Raw genomic sequence first — 25590 nt, forward strand, 5'->3', positions numbered from 1 at the left:
GGGCGCTGCGCCTCGGCGCACCCGGGGAGGAGGCGTGGCCGCAGCCGTGCGCCGTGTCGAGCGCGCTGGCGCCGGCCTGGCGCGACGGCGTCGACCCGGAGCCGCTGCTGCGGCACGCCGCCGAGTCGATCCGGCGCGGCCGGCAGGCGCGGGCGCGCGAGGCGGCCGCGCGGCTCGGTGTGCGGCTCGTGCTCCCGCTGGGGCTGTGCCTGCTGCCCGCGTTCGTGCTGCTCGGGCTGGTGCCGCTGCTGCTCTCCGCCGGGCTGCAGCTGTGGCGGTGACGGCTGCCGGTCGCGCCAGCGACGCGGCGACCGCTCGCCTGACGGTGTCCACAGGCGCACGCCGTTGCCGTCCCGTCCACAGCAGGGGTCGACGCCCCGGGCGGCGACCGGTGCCGTCGCCGCAGGCTCGAGGTCCGCGGTGCGAGGGACGTGCCGCGACACGAGAAGGAGGTCACGCATGAATCGACGACTCCTCCGCCGGGCCCGTGGGCTCGGCGCCCGGTGGCGGCTCCTGCGCCGCCGCGCGGAGGCCGGCATGGCGACGGCGGAGTACGCCATCGGCACGCTTGCCGCGGTCGGGTTCGCCGGGTTGCTGCTGGTGATCCTGCGCAGCGAGCAGGTCCGCTCGCTGCTGCTCGGCATCGTGCAGGACGCGCTGTCGGTCGGCGGCTGAGGTGGCGACCGTCGGGAGCCGCACGGGCCGCCGCGCTCGTCGCGCGGGGGTCACGTCACCGCGCGAGCGCGGGTCGGCGACGGCGGAGCTCGCCGTCGCGCTCCCGGCGGTCGTGCTCGTCCTCGTCGTCGTGCTCGTGGTGGGCTCGGCCGCGCTCGCGCAGCTGCGGTGCGGCGACGCGGCCAGGGCCGCTGCGCGTGCCGCCGCGCTCGGGGAGGACGCGGCCGCGGTGCAGGCGATCGCCCTCGAGCTGGCGGGCGAGACGGCCGAGGTGACGGCCAGCACCGCGGGCGGCTGGGTGCGGGTCGTCGTCAGCCGTCCGGTCTCGCTCGGGTGGCTGGGCGCGGGCGCGCTGACCGCACGCGCCGAGGCCACGGTGCCGGTCGAGCCGGGCGAGCCATGACCGCGCGGCGCTCGTCAGGCGGTGGACGGAGCCGCGACCGCGGCTCGGTCACGGTGCTGCTGCTCGCGGTCGTCGCGGTGGCGCTGACGTTCGCGGTCGGTCTGGTCGCGCTCGTGCGTGCCGCGGACGCTCGCGGCACCGCGCAGACGGCGGCCGATCTCGCGGCGCTGTCCGGCGCCGACGTGGCCGCGCGACCCGGTGGCCCGGACCCGTGCGCGGTCGCAGCCACCGTGGTCGCATCGAACGGCGCGGTGCTGAGCAGGTGTGCTGAGCTCCCCGGCGGCTTTGTCGAGGTGGCGGCCAGCGTCACGGCCCGTCCGCTGCCGGGCTGGTCGGTCGTGGCGGCCGCGCACGCACGCGCAGGGCCGGTCCGGTGAGCGGTCCGGTCAGGCAGCGGGCGGCGGGCGTCACCCGAGCGCACCATCCGAGCAGCAGAGGTCGGACCAGCGCACCGCGCGAGCAGCGGAGGTCGGACGAGCGCACCGCACGGGCAGCGCAGCGCCGTCGAGCGCGCCGCCCGACGCGGAGCCGCGCCCCGGTCCCTCAGCCGAGCGCCGGAGCGACCTCGCGCTCGACGAGCTCGATGCCGCTGCGGTCGTAGGCGGCCTCGGGGAAGTAGAAGATCGTGTACTCGCAGCCCGCCTCGCGCAGCTCGGAGAGGCGCTCGGCCACCTGGGCGGGCGTCCCGAAGACGCCGCTGCCGCGCCACTGCTCGACGACCTCGGCGGCCCTCGCGTCGCCGAGCGTCCCGGCGAGACGCTGCGCCACGCGCGTGATCCGTGCCTCGACGTCGGCGGCGGACTCGCCCACGATCACGTTGAGGTTCGTCGAGCGCACGATCGCGTCGTAGTCGGTGCCGACGTTCTCGCAGTGGCCGCGGAGCAGGTCGCTCTTGGCGCGGAACACCTCGACGTCGCCGCCCGCGTAGTTCGTGTACTGGGCGTACCTCGCCGCGATCTTCAGCGTGACCTTCTCGCCGCCGCCGGCGATCCACAGCGGGATGCCGGGCCGCTGCAGCGGCAGCGGGCGCACGATCGCGCCGTCGACCTGGTACTGCTCGCCGTGCAGCGTCGCGGTCCCGGTCTCCCAGGCCTGCTTCATGATCTGCACGCCCTCGTCCAGCTGCGCCAGCCGGACCCCGGCGCGCGGGAACCCGTAGCCGTAGGCGCGCCACTCGTGCTCGTACCAGCCGCCGCCGATCCCCATCTCGGTGCGACCACCGGAGACGATGTCGACCGTCGCGGCGACCTTCGCGAGGTACGCCGGGTTCCGGTAGCCCATGCACGTGCACATCTGGCCGAGCCGGACCCGGTCGGTGACCGCGGCGAGCGCGGCCATCAGCGTCCAGGCCTCGTGCGTGGCCTCCTCGCTCGGCTCGGGCGTGGTGTGGAAGTGGTCGTACACCCACACCGACTCCCACGGACCGGCCTCCGCCTGCTCCGCGAAGCGCCGCATGGTGGCCCAGTGCTCCTCCGGCGGGATACCCACCAGATCGAGACGCCAGCCCTGAGGAACGAAGATCCCGAGTCGCACGGGGCGAGCCTAGGGCACGCGACCCCCGCCCCGTCCAGCCGGGCGTGCGGGCCGCCTCAGCGCGGCGCGTGCGCCAGCAGGAGGTCGAGCACGACGCGGGCGCCGCGCTTGCTGAGCGGGTTGTTGCCGTTGCCGCACTTGGGCGACTGCACGCACGACGGGCAGCCGTCGCGGCACGGGCACGAGGCCACCGCGTCGCGTGTCGCCCGCACCCAGGAGGTGGCGGCCGCGTAGCCGCGCTCGGCGAAGCCCGCGCCGCCCGGGTAGCCGTCGTAGACGAACACGGTCGGCATGAACGTGTCGGCGTGCAGCGCCGTCGACAGCCCGCCGATGTCCCACCGGTCGCACGTCGCGATCAGCGGCAGCAGCCCGATGCTCGCGTGCTCCGCCGCGTGCAGCGCACCGGGTGTCTCACCCGGCCCGATGCCGGCGTCGACGAGCGCCTCGGCCTCGACCGTCCACCACACCGCGGTCGTGCGCCGCACCCGCTCCGGCAGGTCCAGCGGGTAGGAGCCGATGAGGTCCAGCCCCGGCAGCCGGCGCCGGTCGTAGCCCACCACCCGCGAGGTCACCTCGATCGCGCCGACGTGCCACGTCACCGGGCCCCACGCCACCGAGTCCTTCACCCCGAGCACCCGGACGTTGCGCTCCGCGCGCGCCCGGGTGCGGTACGGCGGCCGCTCCGCGACCACCAGCGCGACGTCGTCGCGGTAGGAGGTCACCCGGTAGGTGCGGCCCTGGTGGGTGTAGATCGCCCCCTCGTGCACGACGGCGTCGGCCCGGCCGCCGTCGACCGTCCCCACCACCGCGCCGGTCTCCTCCTCGACCACCGGGACGACGACGTCGGTGCCGCCGCGCAGGTCGGTGAGGCTCTGCGGGGTCTCCGGGCGGTCGTAGTTCCAGTACCAGCACACCCCGCGGCGCCGCAGCAGCCCGCGCGCGACCAGCTCGTCCAGCAGCGCACCGTCCGGCAGGCCGAACCGGCCCAGGTCGCGCTCGGTCAGCGGCAGCTCGCCCGCGGCCGCGCACAGGTGCGGCGCCAGCACGTACGGGTTGCCCGGGTCGAACGCGGTCGCTTCCACACCGGCGTCGAAGATCGCCTCCGGGTGCCGCAGCAGGTAGCTGTCGAGCGGGTCGTCGGAGGCCACCAGCACCGCCAGCCCTTCCGCGCCCGCGCGCCCGGCCCGGCCGACCTGCTGCCACAACGACACCCGGGTGCCCGGCCAGCCGGCGATCAGCACGGCGTCCAGCCCGGCGATGTCGACGCCGAGCTCGAGCGCGTTCGTCGAGGCCAGCGCGAGCAGGTCGCCGCTGCGCAGCCGCTGCTCCAGCTCCCGGCGCTCCTCCGGCAGGTAGCCGCCACGGTAGGCGGCGACGACGTCGCGACCCGGGGCGGGCGCCGCGTCGGTGCCGTCCTCGGCGTCGGCCGTGTCGGTGTCGCGGCTGCCCGGGGCGCGCCAGCCCGGGCTCAGCCGGTGCCGCGCGTGGTCGGCGATCACCTCGGCGCCCAGGCGCGACCGCACGAACGCGAGCGTGCGCCGTCGCGCGCGCACCAGGTCGGACAGCAGGTCGGCCACCTCCGCCAGCGTCGAGCGGCGCGGCGCGTCCGGGGTGCCCGCGATCGTGTCCTCGTCCTCGCCGCCCTCGACGAGGTCGTCCTCGACGCCGTCGGCCAGCGGCGGCTGCCACAGGGCCACGGTCCGCCGCCCGGCGGGCGAGCCGTCGGCGGTGACCGGGGCGACGTCGTCGACCGGCACCCCGAGCAGCCGGGCCGCGGTCCCGGCCGGGTCGCCTGTCGTCGCGGACGCGAGGATCGCGGTCGGCTGCGCGCCGTAGTGATCGGCGAGCCGGAGCAGCCGCCGCAGCACCAACGCCACGTGCGCACCCATGACGCCGCGGTAGGCGTGGCACTCGTCGACGACGACGAACCGCAGCCCGCGCAGCAGCCGCTGCCACCGGCGATGGTTCGGCAGCAGCGAGAAGTGCAGGAAGTCGGGGTTGCTGAGCACGACGTCGGCGTGGGCGCGGGCCCAGTCCCGCTCGTCGAGCCCGGTGTCGCCGTCGACCGTGGTGGCCCGCACGTCGCGGACGCCGGCGGCCGCCAGCAGCTCCTGCAGCCCGTGCAGCTGGTCGGCGGCGAGCGCCTTGGTCGGGCTGAGGTAGAGCGTGGTCGGGCGGCGGGCGACGTCGGACAGCCGGCCGGTGCGCCGCGCGGACCGGGTCGCGGTGACGGCGGCCAGCCACGCGGGCAGCGACTTGCCGGACCCGGTCGCGGTCGCGAGCACCACGTGCCGCCCCGACCAGGCGTGCTCGGCGGCCTCGGTCTGGTGCTGCCAGGGCAGCTCGACGCCGCGGCCGCGGTAGCCGGCCACCAGGTCCGGGTCGGCCCACGCCGGCCAGGTGCCGTGCACCGCCGGGCGCGGTGGCACGTGCTGGAGGTGCACGAGGCAGTCGCGCTCGCGGTCGCCGGTGAGCAGCACCCGGAGCGTCGCCTCCGCGGTGCCGCGCTCCTCGACCGTCCGCGTCACCCCGCCATTGTGCGCCGCCCCGGCGACGTCGCCGGAACCGGCCGCCCCGCCGGCGGCACGGCAGGCCGCCGCGCGGGCCCGGTGCCCGCGGCGGGCTACTCGGGGAGGATCTCGCCGTCGGCGACCTCGAGCGGCAGCGCGGGCGTCACCCAGTGCTCGGCCTCGGCGTGGTCGTGGTCGGTGGCCTCGACGTACCCGTGGAGGATGAGCCGGTAGCGCCCGTCCGGCAGCGGGTCGCCGAGCGCGGCGCCGTCGTCCGGGCAGCTGCCGAGCGTCAGGTACACCGGTGCGGACAGGGACGCCGTTCTCGCGGCGTGCGAGCCCGGCACCGTCAGCGCGACGACGACGCCGGCCACGACGCCGTCCGCGTCGGTCACCGTTCCCTGCGCGTGCTCGACGCGGACGGCGTGCTCACCGTGGTCGGCCTCGGCGCTCACCGTGATCCCGAGCGCCGTCGTCATGCCGTCGGGCAGCAGGGTCGTGCTCCGGGTGAGGTCGGCCGGGAAGTCCGCGGAGGGCTCCGACGGCGCCGGCTCGGTGGTCCCGCACCGCTGCGCGGTGACGGCGAGAAGGTCGGGGTCCACCGGTGCCGGGCTCGTGCTGACCGGCTCGGGCGTCGCCGGCTCGCCGACCGGTGCGCTCCACGGCCAGCAGGCGGTCAGCACGCTCATGGCGAGGGCCGCCGCGGCGAAGGACGCCGCGCGACCACCGAGCGGGCGGCGCGGCCCCGTGCCGGTCGTCACCGTGCCCATGTCCGTCCCCTCTCGCCGGCCGACGCCGCGACGGTACGCACGGCGTGGGGCCGCGGACCAGGGAAGATCTGCCCGCTACAGCTGCGTCATCACGCCCGTCCCGACCGTGACGTCGAGCGGTGCGCTCAGGACGGGCCGGTGCTCGACGCCGCCCTCGCCGTCCTGGACCGTGACCGACAGCCAGGTGAGCAGCCGGTAGTCGCCGTCGGCGACCGGCGCGCCGCCGGCGCAGTCGTCGACGACCGGGAACCACGCGAAGCCCGGGAACGCCTGGCTGCCCTCGGCGGGCAGCTCCACCGCCGGCCCGAGGTCGAGCGGGCGGCCGTGCTCGGAGGCACGCCACCAGGTGACGACGACGCCGTCGCGATCGGTGAGCACGACGACCACCTCGGGCGACAGCTCACCCGCCACCGGTTCCGGCGCGGTCGTGCCGAGCGTGACGTCCAGCGGCATGCCGCCGTCGTAGGGGGCGTCGGGCTCGGCCGGCGAGAACGACGCCGCGGGAGCGGCGAGCGTCGCCCACAGGTCGCTCTCCGGGACCGCGGGGACCATCGCGCCGCAGACCGGCGCGAACGTGCCGTCCGCCGTCGGTCCCGGGTCCGGCACGGCCAGGTCGCCGATCGCGCCGTCGGTGACCCGGATGCCCGCGGTCGCGGCGGTCCAAGGCACCTGCTCGCCGGTGTCGGTGACCGCGGTGCCGGTGAGGGTGAGGTCGTAGGTGCCGTCGGGGAGCGGGTCGCCGGCCGCCGCGCCTGCGAACCCGCAGGCGGCGAGCGGCACGGTGGTGACGAGGTCGCCCGACGTCCCTGCCGCGACCGTGGTCGGCTGCGCGGGCGCGACGGCGTGCCCGACCACGTGCCCGGTGCCGTGCAGGGACACCAGCAGCGTGACGTCGCCCGTGGTCGTGACGTCGTCGCCGGTCGGGTTCTCCAGCTGGGTACGCACCGTGACGCTCGTGCCGTCGGCGGTCTGCAGCGTCGCGAACCCGTCGACCGGGCCGGCCTCGGGGAGGACGGCGCCGATCGGCTCGCCGCAGACGGCGGCCGGTCCCGCCGGGCCGGGTCCGAGCTCCGGGGCGAGCAGCGCGGCGAGCGAGCCGAGCGCGGTCACCCCGACGAGCGCGCCCGCGCCCGCCTGCACCCGGCGGACCGCGCGGCGCCGTCGCACACGGCGCCGGACGTCGTCGAGACGCTCCTCGAGCGGGAACGGCTCGGGGACGAGGTCGTCGGCCGCGCGGCCGAGCAGCGTGCCGAGGTCGGTGCTCATGCGATGTCCTCACGGGTCCGTTCGAGGCCGCCGGCGGGTGGCGGTGCGGCGACGGGCGGGGGAGCGGGGGCGGGGGCGCCGAGCGCCGCGGCGAGCGTGTGCGCGGCGTCGGAGAGGTAGCGCTTGACCGTGCCCTGCGCGAGCCCGAGCTCCTCGGCGATCTGCGGCACGCTGAGGTCGGCGTAGTAGCGCAGCACGACGCACGCCCGTTCCCGCGGCGTGAGCCGCCGCAGTGCCGCGGTGACGTCGACGGCGCGCGCGACGTCCTCGTCGGGCGGCTCGGTGGCGGGGTCGGCGAGCATGTGGCGCACCTTCACCCAGCGGCGGTGGCGGCGGTAGGAGTCGAGGAACAGGGTCGTGATCGTGCGGCGCACGTACCCCTCGAGGCTGTCGAGGTCACGGACACGCCCGCGGCGCGCCGCGAACACCTTGACGAGCGCGTCCTGCACGAGATCCTCGGCGCCACGCCGGGTGCCGGCCAGCAGCGTGGCGTGCTTGAGCAGCGCCGCGCCCCGGTCGCGGACGAGCTCGGCGAGCGTGTCGTCCCGCACGGCACCTCCTGGACCTCTCGATTGTTCACCCCTCACGACGCTCGGCGACGACGAATCGTTGGGTGGGCAGAGGTGACCGGCCGCGGACCTCGCTCCGGCGCGCCCGCGTCGGCAGGATGGCTGCGTGACGACACCGCCGTACCCCGAGGACGCGTCGGTCCCGCCGTGGGGCTCCCCGGACCCCGTGCCGCAGCCGCCGGTCGGCCCGGCTCCCGGCCAGGGCGGCGGGCTGCGCTGCCCCGTCGTGTGCGGGCACGGGGGCTTCCGCGAGGCGGAGGGGCGGATGAGCACGATGTGGGGGATGGCGTCCCACACGTTCACGATCCGCATCTGCGAGCGCTGCCAGCACGCCCTGTTCTTCCACCAGGGGGCTGGCTTCCCGGCCTGACCCGGCCTCAGTCGAGCAGCGTCTCCCACATCTGCGAGGCGCCCTCGGGGGTGCTCGACAGCACCGTGCGGGTGACGCCCTCGCTGCGGTCGTGCCGGCTGATGAACGACGCGCCGGCGTCCTCACCGACCAGCTGCGGGTCCGCGTCGCCGTCCGCGCCGGGGCGCAGCCAGAACCCGAGCCCGTAGTCGGAGGGATGGTCCGGCACCTCGACCTGGACCGAGATCATCCGCTCGACCGTCGCGGGCGAGACGATCCTGCCGGCGAGCAGCGCCGTCCAGAAGCGGTGCATGTCGGCCGCGGTCGCGTACATCCCGCCGTCGCCGTTGCCGAGGATCGGCAGGTGGAAGACGTTGGTGATCGCGTCGTCGTCCTCGCTCAGGTAACCGGTCGCGGTGCGCGGCGGGAGCCGGTCGGAGCGGAAGAACCCCGAGTCGGTCATGCCGGCCGGTGCCAGCACGACGTCGTGCACCAGGTCGTGGTAGCCGCGCCCGGAGGCCCGCTCGGCGACGAGCGCGAGCACGAGGAAGCCCCCGTTGCAGTAGACGAACCGCTCACCGGGCGTGAACGCCTGCGGGTGGCCGTCGAGGTCGCCGAGGAACGCCGACGTCGTGAGGTACTCCTGCACCGGCCGGCGCAGCACGTAGTCGTCGATCTCGAGCTGGTCCTCGTCGAGGTAGTCGCCGATCCCGGAGGTGTGGGTGAGCAGGTGCCGCACCGTGACGGCGTCGTCGACGAGCGGGAGGTCCTCGCCCAGCAGCTCGCGCACGTGGGTGTCGAGGGTCAGCGCACCGGACTCGACGAGCGAGGCGACCACGAGCGCCGTCATGCCCTTCGACCCCGACGCGATCGCGAACCGGGTGTCGGCGGTGACCGGGGTGCTGGTGCTGCGGTGCGCGAGCCCGTAGGGCCGCACCATCTCCTCCTCGCCGCCGAGCACGGCGACGACGCCGGCGAACCTGGTCTTCTCGGCGGTCGCGTCCAGTGCGGCGGCGGTGCTCATCGCCGCACGCTAGACGCCCGAGCCACCGGCCGCCCACCCGTTTTCACCCCACTGCTGTCCGCAGAACAGGTCTCAACCCACTTCTGCCCCAGGGCGGGTGCCAACCCATGTCTGCCCTCACGACGGGGGCCAGCCCGGCTCTGCCCGCGATCCCCGTCTCAGCGCCGACCGGCTCCGTTCAGGACGGGGGCAGGAGTGGGTTGAAACCTCGTGAGGGGGCAGAAGTGGGTTGAGATGTCAGGGATCGAGCCGCACCGGCTGGCCGGAGCGTGCGGAGGCGTACGCGGCCTCGACGACCCTCGTCGTTCGCACGCCGACCGCGCCGTCCGGCTGCGGGCGGCGGCCGGTGCGCAGCGCGTCGACCAGCTCGGCGACCAGCAGCGCGTCCAGGTCCTCGCCGTAGGACAGCCAGGTCTGACCGCGGCCGGTCGTGAACCCGTCGACCCGGTCGCCGAACGCGTCCAGGTCGGCCTGCCCCTCGGAGCCGACGACGTGCAGCGTGAGCCCGCCCCAGGTGGGGTAGTCGTCGGGCTTCGACCACGAGCAGTCGACGGTCGCGACGACGCCGTTGGCGTACTCGATCGACACCAGGCCGCCGGTCTCGACCGCGGCCTCGGGGTGCAGCAGCCGGTTGGCCTGGGCGTACACCCCGACGGGCGGGACGCCGTCGAGCAGCGCGTCCATGAGGTCGGCGACGTGCACGGTGTGGTCGGTCATGGCGCCGCCGCCCGCCAGCGCCGGGTCGGTGAACCACGCCCGCCCGGCGGGCAGCTTGCCGTTGTTGGTGCCCGAGACCGCGGCGACCGTGCCGAGGTCGCCCGCGGCGACGGCGTCGCGCAGCGCCGCGAACGCCGGGTGGAACCGCACCGGGAACGCGACCATGAGGAACACCCCGGCGGCCTCGCACGCCGCCACCATCGCCTCGGCGTCGGCGACCGAGGTCGCGAGCGGCTTCTCGCACAGCACGTGCGCACCGGCCGCCGCGCAGCGCTCGGTGTAGGAGCGGTGCCGCGTGTTCTCCGAGCAGATGACGACGGCGTCGGGTCGCCACGCCAGCAGGGTCTCGAGGTCCTCGGCGTAGTCGAGCCCGAGCTCGCGCGCCATCGCCGGACCGCCGGACTCGCCCGCGCGCTCGGCGTGGTCGGGGTCGGTCGCGAGCACCTCGACGCCCGGTGTGGCCAGCAGCGCGCGGGCGTAGGAGGTGGCGTGGGTGTGGGCGAACGAGACCAACCCGATCCGCAGCGTGCTCATCGGACGTCCTCCAGGTCGATCGCGCGGCCGGTCTCCAGCGACATGGCCGCGGCCTCCGCGAGCCGCACCGCCTCGACGCCGTCGCGCGCGGTGACGCGCGGCTCGGGGCCGCCGGTGCAGGCGAGCGCGAGCTCGCGCAGCTGGGTGAGGTAGGGGCTCTCCATGAAGGAGCCGCCGGGCAGCAGGCCGCGCGAGGCGCCCGCGCTGCCGCCGTCGATCCGCAGCGCGGCGTGGCGCGCCGAGTCGTGGTGGACCAGACCGTCGGTGCCGGCGATCTCGAACTTGGTGCGGAACTCGCTGCCCGGCGCCGCCCAGGTCCCGGTGACGTAGCTGAGCGCGCCGCCGGCGTGGGTGAGCACGACCTGCGCGCTGACGACGCCGCGGCGGGCCTCGCCGTCGGGCGTGCTGACCTCGCGGGCGAACACGCGCGTGACGTCCCCGGCGGTCCAGCGGGCGATGTCGAGGTCGTGGATCATCTGGTCGGCCACGATGCCGCCGCTGAGCGCGCGGTCGGCGAACCAGTCCCGCTCGGGCCGCGACCCTGCCCGCGAGAACCGCTGCACCGCGACCGTGCCGACCCCGCCGGCGGCGACATGGGCGTGCGCGGCGGCGTACTCGGGGAAGAACCGCACCACGTGCGCCGGGTAGAGCCGGACCCCGGCGGCCTCGCAGGCCGCGACCATCTGGTGCGCCTGCGCGACCGACCGCGCCAGCGGCTTCTCGCAGATCACCTGGCAGCCCGCCTCGGCGGCGCTTCCCACGAGGTCGGCGTGCGTAAAGGTGGGCGTGACGACGTCGGCGATCGTCGCGCCGTCGAGCGCCTCCTCGAGACTGTCGACGACGGTACCGCCGCCGACCTCGGCGACGAGCCGCGCGGCGCTGGCGTGGGAGTACACGCGCACGTCGGCCCCGAGGGCGAGCCACGCCTGCAGGTGCACGCCCGCGATCCCTCCTGCCCCGACGAGCGCGACGGTCGTGCTCGCCGGCGGACCTGCTGGGTTCGGCACCTGGAACTCCTCGCTGAGCGATCGACGACACGCGTAACCGATCACATCCTCGCGGCCGCCGTCCAGTCCGGCTCGCCGGTCGGTCAGGTGCGGCGGCGCCGACGTCCGGCACCGCCGAGCACCGCGGCGACGAGCACCGGCCGCCGCGACCGCGTCCGCCCGTCCACGACCGCCGGCGCGCCCCGCCGGGCCGGCCCCGTGCAGCGCGGCACGGCGCGCGCCCGGCGCACGCGTAGGCGTGCGCGGAGGCGTGTCGCCGGTGGCCTAGACTCCCCCGCAGGTCCGGGTCAACCCGATCGACCCGCACCGCTGCCGCACCACGTCATGGAGGACGGATGCCCTCGCTCGGATCGAGCAGTCTTGTCATCGTCGCGCTGATCGGCCTCGTCGCCGTCGCGGCTCTCGTCATCTCAGCGATCCTGAGGCGACAGGTGCTGGCGGCCGGCGAGGGCACTGCGAACATGCAGTCGATCGCGGCCGGGATCCAGGAGGGCGCGAGCGCGTACCTCACCCGGCAGTTCAAGACCCTGGCGATCTTCGCCGTGCTGGTCTTCGGTCTGCTGTTCCTGCTGCCCGGCGACGCCGGCATCAGGATCGGCCGGTCGGTCGCGTTCCTGTTCGGCGCGGCCTTCTCCGCCGCGATCGGCTACCTCGGCATGTGGCTGGCCACCCGCGCCAACCTGCGCGTCGCGGCCGCGGCCACCCAGCCCGGCGGGCGCGCCGAGGGTGCGCGGATCGCGTTCCGCACCGGCGGCGTCGTCGGCATGGCGGTCGTCGGTCTCGGCCTGCTCGGTGCCGCCGCGGTGGTGCTGCTGTTCCGCATGGAGGCACCTGCCGTCCTCGAGGGCTTCGGCTTCGGCGCCGCGCTGCTCGCGATGTTCATGCGGGTCGGCGGCGGCATCTTCACCAAGGCCGCCGACGTCGGCGCCGACCTCGTCGGCAAGGTCGAGCAGAACATCCCCGAGGACGACCCGCGCAACGCCGCCACCATCGCCGACAACGTCGGCGACAACGTGGGCGACTGCGCCGGCATGGCCGCCGACCTCTTCGAGTCCTACGCCGTCACGCTCGTCGCCGCGCTGATCCTCGGCAAGGCGACGATGGGCGAGCAGGGCCTGGTGTTCCCGCTGATCGTCACCGCGATCGGTGCGCTCGTCGCGGTGCTCGGCGTGTTCATCACGAAGGTCCGCGGTGCCGAGAGCGGGCTGCGGGCGATCAACCGCGGCTTCTACATCTCCGCCGTCGTCGGCGCGGTCCTCGCGGGGATCGCGGCGCTGGTCTACCTGCCGGCGAGCTTCGCCGACGTCACGCCCGGCAGCGACATGGTCGACGTCACGCGCCTCACCAGCGACCCGCGCCTCATCGCTGCGCTCGCCGTCGTCATCGGTGTCGTCCTCGCCGGCGTCATCCTCTGGCTCACCGGCTACTTCACCGACACCAACAAGCGCCCGACGCTGCAGGTGGCGGCCTCCACCCGGACCGGCGCCGCCACGACCGTGCTCTCCGGCATCGGCGTCGGCTTCTCCTCGGCGGTCTACACCGCGGGCGTCATCTGCGCCGCGCTGTGCGGCCTGTTCCTGCTGGCCGACGGCAACCTGTGGGTGTCGCTGTTCCTCATCGCGCTCGCGGGCTGCGGCCTCCTCACCACGGTCGGCGTCATCGTCGCCATGGACACCTTCGGCCCGGTCTCGGACAACGCGCAGGGCATCGCGGAGATGAGCGGTGACGTCAACGAGGAGGGCGCGCAGATCCTCACCGACCTCGACGCCGTCGGCAACACGACCAAGGCGATCACCAAGGGCATCGCGATCGCGACGGCGGTGCTCGCCGCGACCGCGCTGTTCGGCTCCTACTACGACGCCGTCGTCGGCGCGGCGGGCGACTTCCTCAGCCAGCCGGGCACCGACGAGATCCTCGCCGCGATGTTCAGCTACCAGGTCATCTCGCCGGTGACGCTGGTCGGCGTCATCATCGGCGCCTCGGTCGTGTTCCTGTTCTCGGGACTGGCGATCGACGCCGTCACCCGGGCCGCCGGCGCGATCGTGCTCGAGGTGCGCCGCCAGTTCCGTGAGATCCCGGGCATCATGACCGGAGAGACCCGGCCCGAGTACGGCAAGGTCGTCGACATCTGCACCAAGGACTCGCTGCGCGAGCTCGCCACCCCGGGCCTGCTGGCGGCGTTCGCGCCGATCGCGGTGGGCTTCGGTCTCGGCGTCGCCCCGCTGGCGGGCTTCCTCGCCGGCGCGATCGCGTGCGGCGTGCTGATGGCCGTGTTCCTCGCGAACTCCGGCGGCACCTGGGACAACGCCAAGAAGATCGTCGAGGACGGCCACCACGGCGGCAAGGGCTCCGACGCCCACGCGGCCGCGGTCATCGGCGACACGGTCGGCGACCCGTTCAAGGACACCGCCGGCCCGGCGATCAACCCGCTGATCAAGGTGATGAACCTGGTCTCGGTCCTCATCGCGCCCGCGGTCGTCGCGATCAGCATCGACGGCAACCACGTGCTGCGGATCGCGATCGCCGTCGTGGCCGCCGTCGTCGCGGTGGCGGCGATCGTCGCCTCCCGGGTGCGGGCGATCCGCTCCGACGCGATCAACGAGGAGCAGGCCGAGCGCGACGCGGTCGCCAGCGCCTGACCCGACCACGCTCCACACCACGACCGGCGCACCGCAGGGTGCGCCGGTCGTGGTGCGTCAGGGGGCTGCGACGCCGGCCGAGCGCGTCGCGCCGGGTCCCGGCCGACCGCCGTCGGCGACCGAGCGCGCGCTCCGCCGGCGGGTCCGCTCGAGGCGCTCCGTCGGGCAGGCTGTGCGCATGACGACCTTCCCGCCGCCCGGCTTCCGGCGGTTCTGGGCGGGCGAGGCCGTCTCGGGTCTCGGCACCTACGCGGCGCTGCTGGCGCTGCAGACGCTCGTCGTGCTCGACCTCGGCGGCGGCCCGACCGAGACCGGCTGGCTGAGCGCGGCGCGCTGGCTGCCGTACCTGCTGCTCGGGCTCGTGGTCGGCGCCCTCGTCGACCGGGTGCGACGCCGCCCGGTCATGGTCGTCACCGACGTGGTGCGGGCGCTGCTGCTCGGGCTCGTACCGGTCGCGTGGGCCACGGGCGTCCTCACGCTGCCGCTGCTGCTCGCGGTGGTCGTCGCCTACGGGGCGGCGTCGCTGGTCAACGACGCCGCGTCGATGTCGTTCCTGCCGCGGCTCGTGCCCCGCGGCCAGCTGCAGCGCGCGCACGCGCGGATCGACGGCGCCGACGCCGTCGCGCAGACCGCCGGCCCCGCGCTCGGTGGCGTGCTGGCCCGCGCCGTCGGCGCACCGCTCGCGCTGCTGACCGCCTCGCTCGGCTACCTGGTCTCCGCTGTCGCGGTGCTCACGCTGCGCACCGAGGAGCCCGCCGGATCCCCGCGCGGGGGTGGTGCGCGGCGGCTGCGCCGCGAGGTGGCGGAGGGGGTGCGGTGGATCTACGGCGCCTCGGGGCTGCGCCGACTGGCGGTCGCGACCCATCTCTGGTTCGCCGCGAACGCCGTGCTCGTCGTCGTGCTCGCGCCGTTCGCGCTGCGGCAGCTGGGGCTGTCGGCGGCGGTCTTCGGCGTCGTGACGGCGGTCGCCGGCCTGGGTGCGCTCGTCGGCGCCGTCGCCTCGACGGCGGTCGGTCGCCGGCTCGGCACGGGTGGCGCGATCATCGCGGCGCACGTCTCGACCGTGCTCGGGGTGCTGCTGACGGCGGCCGCGGTGTTGCCGGGCACCGCCGTCGGAGCCGCCGTCGTGCTCGCGGCCGGCCAGGCGTTCCACGGCGTCGGGCTGGGGACGAGCAACTCGCACGAGATGACGTACCGGCAGGCGATCACGCCCGACGCCATGCAGGCGCGCACCAACACGACGATGCGCTCGCTCAACCGCGCGGTCGTCGTGGTCGTGTCACCGCTCGCGGGTCTGCTCGCGGTCCAGGTCGGTCAGGTGGCGGCGCTGCTCGTCGCCGCGGCCGTGTTCACGGCCTCGGTGCTGGCGCTGCTGTTCTCGCCGGTCCGCACGGCCCGGATCGAGGAGGGCGAGGGTCCCGGTGCTGCCCACGAGGCCGACGACGGCTGAGTGCACAGCACGGCACGGCCTCGTGGGGGCAGACGTGGGTTGAAACCCCGGGTGGGGGCAGACGTGGGTTGAGAGCTCAGGGGGCGGTGGGGGCGCCGGCCGGCTGCCGCTCCTGCCAGCGCTCGGTGAACCGCAGCGCCAGGAACAGCAGCAGCCCGACCACCAGCACGAGCGCGATGCCGATCGTGCCGAGCCGGGTCTGGCCGGTCAGCACGATGAAGCCCGCGAACGCGGCCTGGCCGAGGAAGCCGAGGGCGCGGCCGCTGGTCGCGTAGAGGCCGAAGTCCTCCTGCGCGCGGTTGACGTCGGACATCCGCGCGAGCATCGACCGCGTCGCCGACTGGATCGGGCCGACGCACGCGGAGATGCCCAGACCGCCGACCCAGAACACCGCCACCGCGGGGCTGACGATGATGACGGCGGCCAGGCCGAGGATGACCAGCAGCGCGCCGATGATCAGGGGGCGCGGCCCGAAGCGGTCGTCGAGCCGCCCGGCGAACCAGGTGCTGACGCCGGCCACGAGGTTCGCGGCGAGCCCGAAGTAGATGACCTCCTCCTGCGTCATCCCGTAGGCCGCGGCCGCGAGCACGCCGGCGACCGCGAACACGGTGCCGAGGCCGTCGCGGTAGACCGCGGTCGCGACGAAGAAGTGCAGCCGCACCCGGTCGCGTCGCCACATGCCGACGACGTGCCGGACCAGCTCGCGGTAGGCGGTGACGACGTTGACCCGCACCTCGGGTGGCCGCGGCGGGTCCTTCGGGGCCAGCACGATGAGCGGCAGCCCGAACGCGAGGAACCACAGCGCGCACATGAGCGCGACGCCGCGGACGTTGACGCCGTCGTCCGTCGGCAGGCCGAGCATGCCGCCGTCGAGCACGAAGCCGAACAGCGCGAGCAGCAGCGCGAGGACACCGCCGATGTAGCCCAGCCCCCACGCGGTGCCCGAGACGCGCCCGTAGGTCTCCGGCGTCGTGATCCGCACCAGCAGGCCGTTGTAGAAGGCTCCCGCGAGCTCCGACAGCACGGTCGCGACCGCCAGCAGGATCGCGCCGAGCGCGAGGTAGCTGTCCTCGGGACGCACGAACCACAGCGACGCCATCGCCGCGATCGTCAGCACCGTGCTGCCGATCAGCAGCGGCCGCGTCTTGCCGGACCGATCGGCCACGACGCCGAGCGCGGGTGCCAGCAGCGCGATCGCGAGCCCGCCCCAGGTCTGCCAGCTCGCGATGACGGCGGCGCCCCGGTCGGGGTCCGACGCCACCGCCGAGGTGAGGTAGACCGTGTAGACGAAGGTGAGGATGACGGTGTTGAAGGACTGCTGCCCGAAGTCCCACAACGACCACGCGCGGATGACGCTGCGGGGGACCGGTGCGACCTCCTCGTCGCGCACCGCGGCAGCGGGCTCGTTGCTCATGCCGACAACGTAGGGCCTGGCGGTCCCGCGGGCGGCCGTGCCACGCGCACCGCCGCCCGGCGCCTCGGGCGGTCCTCGCGGTGGCACGGTCCGGTGCCGAGCGTCACAGCCGCGATCGACGGCTCGCGGGTATGATGGATTGAGAAATCCATCAATCCAGGAGATCCGTGCTCACCGACGCCTCCGCGCCGCTCTACGAGGTCAAGGCGAACCTCTTCAAGGGCCTGTCGCACCCGGCCCGCATCCGCGTCCTCGAGATCCTCAGCGCCGCCGAGGAGGTGCCGGTCGCCGAGCTCCTCGCCGACACCGGCCTCGAGGCCTCCAACCTCTCCCAGCACCTCGCCGTCCTCAAGCGGTTCATGCTCGTGACGGCGCAGCGCCGCGGGTCGCTCGTCTACTACCGGCTCGCGCACCCGGAGGTGGCGGAGCTGCTGCGGGTCGCACGGACGCTGCTGGCGACGATGCTGCAGGACAGCCGCGACCGGCTCGCCGGCGCCGAGGAGCTGCCCCGGCTCGACGGCGGCGCCCGATGACCGCCGCGACCACGAGGGCCGCCGGCCTCGCGCGGCTGCTGCCGGGCCGCGACGACTACCGCGGCCTGCGGGAGAGCTGGGGCGTCGACCTGGTCGCGGGCGTCACGGTCGGCATCGTCGCGCTGCCGCTCGCGCTCGCGTTCGGCATCAGCGCCGGAGCGGGCGCCGAGAGCGGGCTGGTGACGGCGATCGTCGCCGGTCTCGTCGCCGCCGTCTTCGGCGGCTCCCACGTGCAGGTGTCGGGACCGACCGGCGCGATGGTCGTCGTGCTGGCGCCGATCCTCGCCGCGCACGGCCCGGGCTCGCTCGCGCTCGTCTGCCTCGCCGCGGGCGTGCTCGTCGCGCTCGCGGGCGTGCTGCGGCTGGGACGCACCGTGGGTCTGATCCCGTGGCCGGTCATCGAGGGGTTCACGCTCGGGATCGCGACGATCATCTTCTGCCAGCAGATCCCGGCCGCGCTCGCGACGACCGCACCCGCCGGGCAGAACGCCCTGGTCGCCGCGCTCGGGGCCGTCGGCGGGGCGGGGCCGGCCGAGACCGCGGCCGCGCTGGCGATGGTCGCGATCGTCGTCGCCGTGATGGTGCTGGGGCCCCGCCTGGCACCGCGGTTCCCGGCCTCGGTCGTCGGGATCGTGGTCGCGACGCTGGTGGCCGTCGTCGCCGGGCTGCCGGTCGCGACGATCGGCGAGCTGCCCGCCGGGCTCCCCGCGCCCGTGCTCCCCGACGTCGACCTCGGCCTGCTCCGCGAGCTCGCCGGCCCGGTCGTCGCGGTCGCGGCGCTCGCCGCGATCGAGTCGCTGCTCTCGGCACGGGTGGCCTCGTCGATGACCGACGCCGGCGGCTACGACGCCGACCGCGAGCTGGTCGGCCAAGGGCTGGCGTCGGTGGCGTCGGGACTGTTCGGCGGCATGCCGGCGACCGGCGCGATCGCGCGGACCGCCGTCAACGTGCGCTCGGGTGCCCGCACCAGGCTCGCGGCGATCACGCACGCCCTCGTGCTGCTCGCGGTCGTGCTGGTCGGTGCGCGGGTGGTCGGGCAGATCCCGCTCGCGGCGCTCGCGGGCGTGCTGCTCGTGACGGCGACGCGGATGGTCTCGTGGCGCTCGGTGGTGCAGGTGCTGCGCACCTCGCGCTCCGACGCGCTGGTCTTCGTGCTGACGGCGCTGGTCACGATCAGCGTCGACCTCGTCTACGCGGTCGTCATCGGGATCGCGGTCGCGGCGGTGCTGGCGCTGCGCAGCCTCAGCCGGGCGAGCGGCGTGCACCGCGAGGAGCTCCCCGGCCCGGTCGCCGACGGCGACGACCGGATCGCGCTGTTCCGGCTGGAGGGCGCGCTGTTCTTCGGCACAGCCGAGCGGCTGCTCGACCGGGTGGCGGCGACCGAGGGCGTCGAGGTCGTCATCCTGCGGATGTCGCAGCTGCAGCTGCTCGACGCCACCGGCGCCCAGGTCATGGCCGACATGATCACCGCGCTGGACCGCCGAGGCGTGACCGTGCTCGTCAAGGGCGTGCAGGCCCACCACCTGCTGGTCGCCGGCCGGGCCGGGATGATCGCGGCGCTGCGGCACCCGCGGCACCTCTTCGACGACCTGGCCGACGCCGTCGAGCACGCGCGCAGCCACGTGCGCCGGGCCGCGGCGGCGCGCGAGGTGGAGGTGCCGTCGGCGTCCTGACCGGGACGGCCGTGCGGCACCGGCCGCACGCCGGGTCGTGCCGTGCCCGCGGGTCGCACGGTTGCGTCGGCGCACCAGTCGGGTTTCACTGGCGTGACGACGAGCGCGCCGCGCCGTGCCCGGCTCGCGGAGCCGCGGCCGGGCCGCGCGGACGACCCAGGGAAGGACGCTCATGGATCGTGGGATCGGACGCCCCGGCGGCACCGCGGAACGGCCCGCGGTGTTCTTCAGCGGCCCGGAGGAGTTCCGCGCCTGGCTGGAGGCGAACCACGACACCGCCACCGAGCTCTGGATGGGGCTGTACGCCAAGCACGTGCCCGACCGCGGTCTCACGTGGGAGGAGGCGGTGCCGGAGGCGCTGTGCTTCGGCTGGATCGACTCCGTCAGCCAGCGGATCGACGAGGGCTCGCGCCGGCAGCGGTGGTCGCCGCGCAAGCCCGGCTCGACGTGGAGCGCGGTCAACGTCGCCCACGTCGAGCGGCTGCTGGCGGAGGGCCGCATGCACCCGGCGGGGATCGCCGCCTACGAGCGGCGTCGGCCCGACCGCACCGGCGTCTACAGCTACGAGAAGGGGCGCGTGGACCTCACCGCCGAGCAGTCGGCCGCGCTCGCGGCGGACCCGGCGGCGCTCGCGTTCTGGGAGGCGGCCACGCCGACGTACCGCCGGGCGGCGACCCACTGGCTCAACGACGCCAAGCGGGAGCAGACGCAGGCCTCCCGGCTCGCGCAGCTGGTCGCCGACTGCGCCGCCGGCCGGCTGATCCCGCCGCAGCGTTACGGCGACACGCCACGCTGGGCCGAGCGCGCCGCCGAGGCGGCCCGGGCCGCCCGCGGCTGACGCGACCTCCTCACTAGGGTGGCGGCGTGGGAGAGCCGCGCACCGACCCAGCCCTCGTCGAGCGGCTGCGGGCCGATCTCGAGACCGCCCGGTACGACGTCGAGCACCTCGCCGACGTCCTCGGCCCCGTCGCGGTCGCGGCGCTGGAGCGCGAGAACGCCCTGCCCGCCACGCTCGCAGCCCGCGCCAGCGACGACCCCGCGGCCACGCTCGCCCGGCTGCTCACGTTCGGCGACCCGGTGCCGGTGGCCGAGGCGGAGGCGGTGCTGCCGACCCTCGGGCTCGAGGGGGCGCAGCGGCTCGGGCTCGTCACGACCGACGGCGCCGTCGCTCGCGGCGAGGTCGACGTGCGGCCGGTGGAGGTCGGCGACCGCGCGCTCTGGCTGGCGTCGGACCCGGACTCCTCGACGACGGGCCGCCCGGTCGCGCCCGACCACGTGCTGGGGCTGGGCGGCGCGTCCCGGACGCTGGCCGAGCTCACGGTGCGCGAGCCGGCAGGCCGCGCGCTCGACCTCGGCACCGGCTGCGGCGTGCAGGCGCTGCTGCTCGCCGACCACGCGGGCACGGTGGTCGGCACCGACGTCTCGGCACGGGCGCTCGCCTACGCACGCCTCAACGCCGCCCTCGCGGGCATCGACGTCGACTGGCGGGCCGGCTCGCTGCTCGAGCCGGTGATGGGCGAGGTGTTCGACCTCGTGGTGTCCAACCCGCCCTTCGTCATCAGCCCGCGCACCGGCGAGCTGGCGACCTACACCTACCGCGACGGCGGCCGCGGCGGCGACGACCTGCTGCGCGAGCTCGTGACGACCGTCGGCGACGCGCTCGCGCCGGGCGGGCTGGCCCAGATGCTCGGCAACTGGGAGATCCGCCGCGGCGAGACGTGGACCGAGCGCGTGCGCGACTGGCTCGACGAGAGCGGGCTGGACGGCTGGGTCGTGCAGCGGGAGGTGCTCGACCCCGCGCACTACGCCGAGACCTGGCTGCGCGACGGCGGCCTGACGCCCGAGCGCGACCGGGCCACCTGGGAGGCGGCCGCCGAGGCGTGGATGGCCGACCTCGCCGCGCGCGACGTCGAGGCCGTCGGGTTCGGCTACCTGGTGCTGCGCCGTCCCGCCGCCGACGTCGGGCCGCGGCGGCACCGGCTCGAGGAGCTGACCGGCCCGGTCGGGCCCGCCCTGGGGGAGCGGGTCGCCACGGCGCTGCGCGTCGGTGACCTGCTCGCCCGGCTGGGCGAGGAGGCGATGCTCGACCTCGCTCCGGTCGTCGCGCCCGACGTCACCGAGGAGCGGCACCTGCGCCCGGGCGACCCCGACCCCACGGTGATCCTGCTGCGGCAGGGCGCCGGGTTCCAGCGCGTCGTGCGCGCGGACACCCTGCTCGCCGCGGTCGTCGGGGCGTGCGACGGCGAGCTCACCCTCGGCCAGATCACCGGCGGTGTCGCGGCCGTCCTCGACCTGCCGGTCGGCGACGTCCGGGCCTCGGTGCTGCCCGCTCTGCGCGACCTGCTGGTCGACGGCCAGCTCGCCCTCACCACCCCCTGACGGTTTCAACCCACCGCCAGAGGGGGCAGGAGTGGGGTGAAAGACACGGGCGCCTGCGGCGCCTGCGGTGGCGGCGGAGCGGGACGTCGTAGATGCGCACGCGCGCAGCGGCGCCCGACGCCCCGCCGAACGGATACGGTGACGGCGTGAGCGAGCACGACGTCGTGACCGGGCGCGCCGGGGAGCAGGAGCCGCCGGCCCGCGCCCGTCGGGCCGCGCTGCCCCCGGGTGTGCTGGCGCCGGCGCTGGCGTCGCTGCTGTGCGTGGTGCTGACGGTGCTGACGTGGCGGGCGTTCGAGACGACGCGCCGCGGGCAGCTGGTCGAGGAGGCCGCCCGGCTGGGCTCGGAGGGCGCGCGGGACCGGTTCTCGGACGTCACCAGCCTGCTGCTCGGCGTCGTGTCGGTGCCGTTCCTCGTGCTCGTGGTCGCGGCCGCGGTGCTCGTCGCGCTCGCGCAGCGCCGGTGGTCGATCGCGGTCGCCGCGATCGTCGTGCTGGTGGGCGCGAACGTCACCACCCAGGTGCTGCAGGCCTCCCTCGAGCGGCCGTCGCTCGGGGTGTCCTCGCTCGTGATGAACTCCTTCCCGTCGGGGCACGCGACCGTCGCCGCCTCGATCGCCGTGACCGCGCTGCTCGTGGCGCCGGTGGGCTGGCGCGCCGCGATCGCGCTGCTCGGGACCCTCGTCTCGGCCGCGCTGGGGATCTCGACGATGATCGGCGTGGACACCACGGCCTGGCACCGCGGCTCCGACGTCGTGGCGGCGATGCTGATCGCGTCCGCCTGGTACTTCCTCGTCGAGGCCGTGCTCGCCTGGCTGACCGAGCGCGACGGCGGCCCGGGCGCGCGGTCGCGCACGGCGGGCCGGCTCGTGCGGCCGGTGCTGCGCGTCCTCACGGTGCTCGGCGGCCTGTGCGGCGGGCTGGGGATGGGGGCGCTCGCGGCGACCGCGCTGCGGGTGCCGGTCGGCACCGACCTCGGCGAGCAGGTCGCGTTCGCCGGCTCGGTGCTCGGTGTCGCCGCGGTCGCGTGCGGTCTGCAGGCCCTGATGCTGCGGCTGCGCCCGCACCACCCGGCGCCTCGGACCGAGCCGGTCTGAACCCCAGCCCAGGGCCGGGCCGCGGCGTTCCGCTCGCCCCACCCCGGTGGCCGGTTCGTCGCACGCCTGCGGACGTGCGACCCTGGTGCCGACGGCACCGCCCCCGTGAGGGCCGGCCGAGGTCCAGACCGCGGCCTCGGGTACGCTGCCCGCTCGTAGGCGCCCGGAGCCGACGTCCGGGACAGGGGTGCGCCGCCGTCGGGAGTCGAACCAACCGGTCGCACAGGGCACCGGGGAGGAGGATCTGGCGTGGCAGGACGCAAGCTCGTCATCGTCGAGTCGCCGGCCAAGGCCCGCACGATCGCGGGATACCTGGGCCCGGACTTCGACGTCGAGGCGAGCGTCGGCCACATCCGGGACCTCCCGCAGCCCTCCGAGCTGCCCGCGGAGATGAAGAAGGGCCCGTTCAAGAAGTTCGCGGTCGACGTCGAGGGCGGCTTCGAGCCCTACTACGTCGTCTACCCGGACAAGAAGAAGAAGGTCGCCGAGCTCAAGAAGCTCCTCAAGGACGCCGACGAGCTCTACCTCGCCACCGACGAGGACCGCGAGGGCGAGGCGATCGCGTGGCACCTGCTCGAGGTGCTCAAGCCCAAGGTGCCGGTCAAGCGGATGGTCTTCCACGAGATCACCCGCGAGGCGATCCAGCGCGCGCTGGAGGCGACCCGCGAGATCGACGAGCGGCTCGTCGACGCCCAGGAGACCCGCCGCATCCTCGACCGCCTCTACGGCTACGAGATCTCCCCGGTGCTGTGGCGCAAGGTCCGGCAGGGGCTCTCGGCCGGCCGCGTGCAGTCGGTCGCGACCCGGCTGGTCGTCGACCGCGAGCGCGAGCGGATGGCGTTCCGCAAGGCGTCCTACTGGGACCTCCGCGGGCAGTTCAGCCACGACGGCTCGCCCGCGTTCCCGGCCCGTCTCGTCACGCTCGACGGCGCCCGCGTCGCCCAGGGCCGTGACTTCGCCGACGACGGCACGCTGCGCCGGCCGCGCAGCGGCGAGGAGGTCGTCGCGCTCGACGAGGCGTCGGCGACCGCGCTGGTCGGTGCGCTCGACGGCGCCGCGTTCGCCGTGCGCTCGGTCGAGACCAAGCCGTACACGCGCCGCCCGGCCGCGCCGTTCACGACGTCGACCCTGCAGCAGGAGGCCTCCCGCAAGCTGCGGTGGAGCTCCAACCAGACGATGCGCACCGCGCAGACGCTGTACGAGAACGGCTACATCACGTACATGCGCACCGACTCCTCGGCGCTGTCGGGGCAGGCCGTCGCGGCCGCGCGCCGGCAGGCGACCGAGCTGTACGGCGCCGAGTACATCCCGGAGAAGCCGCGCGTCTACGGCAAGGCCGCCAAGGGCGCGCAGGAGGCGCACGAGGCGATCCGTCCCGCCGGTGACTCGTTCCGCACCCCGGGTCAGGTGGCGCGCGAGCTCGCGGGCGACCAGTTCAAGCTGTACGAGCTGATCTGGAAGCGCACCGTCGCCTCCCAGATGGCCGACGCGCGCGGCTCGACGGCGACGATCCGCCTGGGGGCGACGACCTCCGACGGCCGTGACGCCGTCTTCGGCGCCTCGGGCACCGTCATCACCTTCCGCGGCTTCCTCGCCGCGTACGAGGAGGGTCGCGACGTCGAGCGCTACGGCGACAGCAACGACGCCGAGACCCGGCTGCCCGACGTCTCCGAGGGCGACGCGCTCGCGGCCGAGGAGATCACCGCCGAGGGGCACGAGACCTCGCCGCCGCCGCGCTACACCGAGGCGAGCCTCGTCAAGGCGCTGGAGGAGCGGGGGATCGGCCGGCCGAGCACCTACGCCTCGACGATCTCCGTCATCACCGAGCGCGGCTACGTCGACCGGCGCGGCCAGGCGCTGGTGCCGACCTGGCTGGCGTTCGCCGTCATCCGGCTGCTCGAGCAGAACTACCCGCGGCTCGTCGACTACGACTTCACCGCGGAGATGGAGGCCGACCTCGACGCGATCGCCCAGGGCGAGCGCGACCGGGTCGAGTGGCTGACCGGGTTCTACTTCGGCCGCGACGGCAAGGAGGGCCTCAAGGACCTCGTGGCCGACGCCGGCGACATCGACGCCCGCGAGGTCAACTCGATCCCGCTGGGTGACGGCATCGTGCTGCGGGTGGGGCGCTACGGGCCCTACCTCGAGGTGCCGGTGCCCGACGGCGAGCCCGCCACCCGCGCGAGCGTCCCCGAGGACCTCGCACCCGACGAGCTCACCCCCGAGCGCGCCCGCGAGCTGATGGCCGAGGCCGCCACCACCGGTGACGACGGCCGACCGCTCGGCACCGACCCCGCCACCGGTCACGAGATCGTCGTCAAGAACGGACGCTTCGGGCCCTACGTCACCGAGATCCTCCCCGAGGCCGACGAGGCCGAGAAGCCCGCCAAGGGCAAGGGGAAGGGCAAGGCCGCGAAGCCGAAGCCGCGCACGGCCTCGCTGTTCAAGGACATGTCGGTCGAGACCATCGACCTGGAGACCGCGCTCAAGCTGCTGTCGCTGCCCCGCGTCGTCGGGACCGTGACCGAGGGCGAGGGCGAGGACGCCAAGGAGGTCGAGATCACGGCGCAGAACGGGCGCTACGGGCCGTACCTCAAGAAGGGGTCGGACTCGCGCAGCCTGGAGAACGAGCAGCAGATCTTCGACATCACGCTCGAGGAGGCGCTCGCGATCTACGCCCAGCCCAAGCGCGGCCGCGGCGCCGGCACCGCCCGCCCGCCGCTGCTGGAGCTGGGTGAGGACCCGGTCTCGGGCAGGCCCGTCGTCGTCAAGGACGGCCGGTTCGGCCCGTACGTGACCGACGGCGAGACCAACGCGACCCTGCGCAAGTCGGACCCGCTGGAGACGCTCACCAAGGAGCGTGCCTACGAGCTCCTCGCCGAGAAGCGCGCCGCGGGTCCCGCGAAGCGGCCCGCTCGCGGCCGCGGCACGCGGAAGACCGCCACCACGAGCTGACGGACGGCCTCGCGGCGGCAGCTGTGCGGTGCACGCGGTCGGGTCCACGGACCCCGTGCGCTGCCAGCACCCACCGGTTCCGGCGGAGAGCCG

General features: G+C 75.2%; 21 protein-coding genes and 1 pseudogene. 13 read left to right on the forward strand and 9 right to left on the reverse strand.

Annotated features, from left to right (window positions below):
* From GPA02_RS18860 to GPA02_RS16265, 4 genes and pseudogenes are all read left to right on the forward strand, one after another.
* Window positions 1–281 (forward strand): annotated as a pseudogene (locus GPA02_RS18860) (type II secretion system F family protein); the annotation flags it as partial.
* Window positions 282–459: 178 nt separating this feature from the next.
* Window positions 460–675: a DUF4244 domain-containing protein gene (locus GPA02_RS16255; RefSeq protein ID WP_156201494.1), complete on the forward strand. Its 216-nt coding sequence runs from the start codon at window positions 460–462 to the stop codon at window positions 673–675.
* A 1-nt stretch (window position 676) separates the two neighbouring features.
* Window positions 677–1078, forward strand: coding sequence for a TadE family type IV pilus minor pilin (locus GPA02_RS16260; protein WP_156201495.1), 402 nt, complete (start codon window positions 677–679; stop codon window positions 1076–1078).
* Window positions 1075–1455, forward strand: a complete 381-nt coding sequence (locus GPA02_RS16265) for an Rv3654c family TadE-like protein (RefSeq protein WP_156201496.1) — start codon at window positions 1075–1077, stop codon at window positions 1453–1455. The genes GPA02_RS16260 and GPA02_RS16265 overlap by 4 nt, the downstream gene beginning before the upstream one ends.
* A gap of 166 nt (window positions 1456–1621) precedes the next feature.
* Here the strand turns inward: GPA02_RS16265 and GPA02_RS16270 are convergent, their stop codons facing one another.
* From GPA02_RS16270 to GPA02_RS19370, 5 genes are all read right to left on the reverse strand, one after another.
* Complete coding sequence (locus GPA02_RS16270; protein WP_156201497.1) at window positions 1622–2611, reverse strand: LLM class F420-dependent oxidoreductase; 990 nt, start codon at window positions 2609–2611, stop codon at window positions 1622–1624.
* Between the two features lie 56 nt (window positions 2612–2667).
* On the reverse strand, window positions 2668–5139 hold the full coding sequence (locus GPA02_RS16275; protein WP_156201498.1) for a DEAD/DEAH box helicase: 2472 nt from the start codon (window positions 5137–5139) through the stop codon (window positions 2668–2670).
* Between the two features lie 95 nt (window positions 5140–5234).
* Complete coding sequence (locus GPA02_RS16280) at window positions 5235–5891, reverse strand: hypothetical protein (RefSeq protein ID WP_156201499.1); 657 nt, start codon at window positions 5889–5891, stop codon at window positions 5235–5237.
* 75 nt (window positions 5892–5966) lie between these two features.
* A complete protein-coding gene (locus GPA02_RS16285) occupies window positions 5967–7157 on the reverse strand; it encodes a hypothetical protein (RefSeq protein WP_156201500.1) in 1191 nt (396 codons plus the stop codon).
* A complete protein-coding gene (locus GPA02_RS19370; protein ID WP_240134099.1) occupies window positions 7154–7708 on the reverse strand; it encodes a sigma-70 family RNA polymerase sigma factor in 555 nt (184 codons plus the stop codon). Before GPA02_RS19370 ends, GPA02_RS16285 begins: the two co-directional genes overlap by 4 nt.
* 124 nt (window positions 7709–7832) lie before the next feature.
* On the opposite strand from GPA02_RS19370, the gene GPA02_RS19375 reads away from it, so the two are divergent.
* Complete coding sequence (locus GPA02_RS19375) at window positions 7833–8096, forward strand: hypothetical protein (RefSeq protein ID WP_240134100.1); 264 nt, start codon at window positions 7833–7835, stop codon at window positions 8094–8096.
* 7 nt (window positions 8097–8103) lie between these two features.
* Here GPA02_RS19375 and GPA02_RS16295 read toward each other — a convergent pair whose 3' ends face one another.
* From GPA02_RS16295 to GPA02_RS16305, 3 genes are all read right to left on the reverse strand, one after another.
* A complete protein-coding gene (locus GPA02_RS16295; protein WP_156201502.1) occupies window positions 8104–9099 on the reverse strand; it encodes a serine hydrolase domain-containing protein in 996 nt (331 codons plus the stop codon).
* Between the two features lie 237 nt (window positions 9100–9336).
* On the reverse strand, window positions 9337–10350 hold the full coding sequence (locus GPA02_RS16300; protein ID WP_156201503.1) for a Gfo/Idh/MocA family protein: 1014 nt from the start codon (window positions 10348–10350) through the stop codon (window positions 9337–9339).
* Window positions 10347–11357: a Gfo/Idh/MocA family protein gene (locus GPA02_RS16305; RefSeq protein WP_156201504.1), complete on the reverse strand. Its 1011-nt coding sequence runs from the start codon at window positions 11355–11357 to the stop codon at window positions 10347–10349. The genes GPA02_RS16300 and GPA02_RS16305 overlap by 4 nt, the downstream gene beginning before the upstream one ends.
* Before the next feature lie 335 nt (window positions 11358–11692).
* Between GPA02_RS16305 and GPA02_RS16310 the strand changes: the two genes are divergently transcribed.
* Window positions 11693–13996, forward strand: coding sequence for a sodium-translocating pyrophosphatase (locus GPA02_RS16310; protein WP_156201505.1), 2304 nt, complete (start codon window positions 11693–11695; stop codon window positions 13994–13996).
* A 178-nt stretch (window positions 13997–14174) separates the two neighbouring features.
* Window positions 14175–15446, forward strand: coding sequence for an MFS transporter (locus GPA02_RS16315; RefSeq protein WP_156201506.1), 1272 nt, complete (start codon window positions 14175–14177; stop codon window positions 15444–15446).
* Window positions 15447–15522: 76 nt separating this feature from the next.
* On the opposite strand, the gene GPA02_RS16320 is transcribed toward GPA02_RS16315, so the two are convergent.
* The gene (locus GPA02_RS16320; RefSeq protein WP_156201507.1) at window positions 15523–16860 is read right to left on the reverse strand and encodes an MFS transporter; all 1338 of its coding nucleotides are present in this window, start codon (window positions 16858–16860) and stop codon (window positions 15523–15525) included.
* Window positions 16861–17027: 167 nt separating this feature from the next.
* Here GPA02_RS16320 and GPA02_RS16325 point away from each other — a divergent pair, with 167 nt between their 5' ends.
* The 6 genes from GPA02_RS16325 (at window position 17028) to topA (ending at window position 25497) form a co-directional block, all read left to right on the forward strand.
* Window positions 17028–17393, forward strand: coding sequence for an ArsR/SmtB family transcription factor (locus GPA02_RS16325; protein ID WP_156201508.1), 366 nt, complete (start codon window positions 17028–17030; stop codon window positions 17391–17393).
* Window positions 17390–19066, forward strand: a complete 1677-nt coding sequence (locus tag GPA02_RS16330; protein WP_156201509.1) for a SulP family inorganic anion transporter — start codon at window positions 17390–17392, stop codon at window positions 19064–19066. The genes GPA02_RS16325 and GPA02_RS16330 overlap by 4 nt, the downstream gene beginning before the upstream one ends.
* Window positions 19067–19238: 172 nt before the next feature.
* Entirely contained in the window at window positions 19239–19904 is a 666-nt protein-coding gene (locus GPA02_RS16335; protein ID WP_156201510.1) for a YdeI/OmpD-associated family protein, read from the forward strand.
* 26 nt (window positions 19905–19930) lie between these two features.
* The gene (locus GPA02_RS16340) at window positions 19931–21445 is read left to right on the forward strand and encodes a DUF7059 domain-containing protein (protein WP_156201511.1); all 1515 of its coding nucleotides are present in this window, start codon (window positions 19931–19933) and stop codon (window positions 21443–21445) included.
* Window positions 21446–21591: 146 nt separating this feature from the next.
* Window positions 21592–22542 (forward strand): phosphatase PAP2 family protein, encoded by a 951-nt coding sequence (locus GPA02_RS16345; protein WP_156201512.1) that lies wholly within the window; start codon window positions 21592–21594, stop codon window positions 22540–22542.
* A gap of 249 nt (window positions 22543–22791) precedes the next feature.
* Window positions 22792–25497 (forward strand): type I DNA topoisomerase, encoded by a 2706-nt coding sequence (gene topA / locus GPA02_RS16350; protein WP_156201513.1) that lies wholly within the window; start codon window positions 22792–22794, stop codon window positions 25495–25497.
* Window positions 25498–25590 lie beyond the last annotated feature (93 nt).

This window comes from Actinotalea caeni (assembly GCF_009733795.1).
GTDB lineage: Bacteria > Actinomycetota > Actinomycetes > Actinomycetales > Beutenbergiaceae > Pseudactinotalea > Pseudactinotalea caeni.